This is a genomic window from Hydrogenivirga sp. 128-5-R1-1 (genome assembly GCF_000171895.1).
The window spans coordinates 1-1586 of the sequence record NZ_ABHJ01000304.1 but is presented as its reverse complement, the minus strand read 5'-3'; the positions used below and the strand labels follow the sequence as shown (position 1 = coordinate 1586).

The 1586-nt window shown below is 26.2% G+C and carries 5 protein-coding genes; all 5 read left to right on the top strand.

Features of this window, described 5'->3' with window-relative positions; translation table 11 throughout:
- Positions 1-231, top strand: a 231-nt coding sequence (locus HG1285_RS19985) for a hypothetical protein (protein WP_008289192.1), incomplete at its 5' end; no start/stop codon positions are given.
- The gene (locus HG1285_RS02175; protein WP_008289191.1) at positions 221-640 is read left to right on the top strand and encodes a hypothetical protein; all 420 of its coding nucleotides are present in this window, start codon (positions 221-223) and stop codon (positions 638-640) included. The genes HG1285_RS19985 and HG1285_RS02175, both read left to right, overlap by 11 nt.
- Entirely contained in the window at positions 637-888 is a 252-nt protein-coding gene (locus HG1285_RS02180; protein ID WP_008289190.1) for a hypothetical protein, read from the top strand. Before HG1285_RS02175 ends, HG1285_RS02180 begins: the two co-directional genes overlap by 4 nt.
- A gap of 115 nt (positions 889-1003) precedes the next feature.
- Entirely contained in the window at positions 1004-1378 is a 375-nt protein-coding gene (locus tag HG1285_RS02185) for a hypothetical protein (protein WP_008289189.1), read from the top strand.
- A gap of 2 nt (positions 1379-1380) precedes the next feature.
- A partial coding sequence (locus tag HG1285_RS02190) for a hypothetical protein (protein WP_008289188.1) occupies positions 1381-1586 on the top strand: 206 nt, incomplete at its 3' end.

The following is a 1586-nucleotide window of genomic DNA, read 5'->3' as shown; positions in this document are numbered from 1 at the left end:
TTATCTGTTGCAGTGGATTATGTATTTGCTCCAGCTGAAATAGATATGTTTTTAGGATACATGGAGCAGTTTAACATAAACAATGTGGATGACCTTTTAAATATTCTTTCTCAGCTTGGAATTGACCTAACCCAGCAGATAGACCAGATAGGAAAAGATTTTGTAAACGAGGTTATAAAATATTTAAACAGTGAAGAGGAAGAAGAGGTAGAGGAAGAGGATGAAGAATAAATATCTGGAAGTTGCAAAAATTATAAAAAATTCCATTTCCCAAACAAAAGATGAGAAATTAAAGGAGTATTTAGCAAGAACAGCCATATCAAGAGCTTATGAAGCAGTATTTTTAGAACTGTTTTATTATTTTACAGAGGATTTAAAAATATCTTATACAGAATTGAAAACAATTGCTAAAGATTACTATAAACAGAAAGGTATAAAAATATCTATAAACAAACATACTGTAGTAGGTGCGTATATGTCTTTGAAATATGGTGAAATTTATGGAAAAATGTTTGAAGATTTAAGGCTTGCAAGAAATGATGTAGACTATAATTTAATTTTACAATACGTGGATATAGCTGAAACAAGAAAATATATTAAAAAAGCTGAAATTATTTTACAAGAGGTTATAAAAGAATGATTGCATTAAATTTAGAAAAAAAGTCTGATAAAGAGATTTTACAAAAAATTAAAAAATTCTTGGAAGATGAAGGAATAGAAGGAAGATTTACAATAATAAAAGATGATGAAATAAAAAATGGTTATATAGTATCTATAAAATCAACGAATATAAGAGGTATAAAACAAGCTGCGAAAAAAGCCATAGAATTGGAAAAAAAAGGAAAAAATCTAATAAAGGGAAAATATTTTAGATTTATAATTCACTAAAAATTTGAAGAACTTCAAATGAAAGGTAACGACGCATACTATAACTAAAAAAACGAATTTAAAAACACTGGATAAACATTTTTTAGTTGTAATTCATCCATATTAAAGGAAAAAGATGAATAAAGAATTTCTAAAAATAGCAGAGGAAATTTTAGAAAATATTGATAACTACACAGGAAGAAAAAAAGAGTTTTATGTAAGAACTGGAATAAGTAGGGCATATTACGGCTTAATCTGGTATTTAAGGGATAGACTTTCAAAACAGGGGTATAACTTCAAAAAGAAAAATTTGCACAGTCATATTCCAAAAGTTTTGATAAATATGGGGAGATTAGAAGAGGCAAAAAAATTTGAAGAGTTGAAAACAATAAGAAATGATGCTGATTATAACTTAAAATCAGAATTTAAAAGATTAAAAACACTGGATAAAAAAACATTAAGGGTTTATATTAAAGATATTCATTTATTTATTTCAAGATTAGGAGTTTAATTATGGCAGCAGTAAAAGATTTTAAGATAACTAAAAAAGTAAATTCTAGAAAAATATTAAATGATGTAAAAAATGTTTTAAAAGAACTGGGTATAAATGACAAATACGAACTTGATATAAAAGATATTACGGCTGAAGATACTATTATAAAACCTTTGTATTCAGTAGGTATAGATATTCACAAGAAGATACCAGAAAAGAAAAGAAT

Bases quoted from the DNA above. Each gene is read 5' to 3' on its own strand.
- HG1285_RS02185 (WP_008289189.1), top strand. From the start codon at position 1,004: ATGAATAAAGAATTTCTAAAAATAGCAGAGGAAATTTTAGAAAATATT.
- HG1285_RS02180 (WP_008289190.1), top strand. From the start codon at position 637: ATGATTGCATTAAATTTAGAAAAAAAGTCTGATAAAGAGATTTTACAA.
- HG1285_RS02175 (WP_008289191.1), top strand. From the start codon at position 221: ATGAAGAATAAATATCTGGAAGTTGCAAAAATTATAAAAAATTCCATT.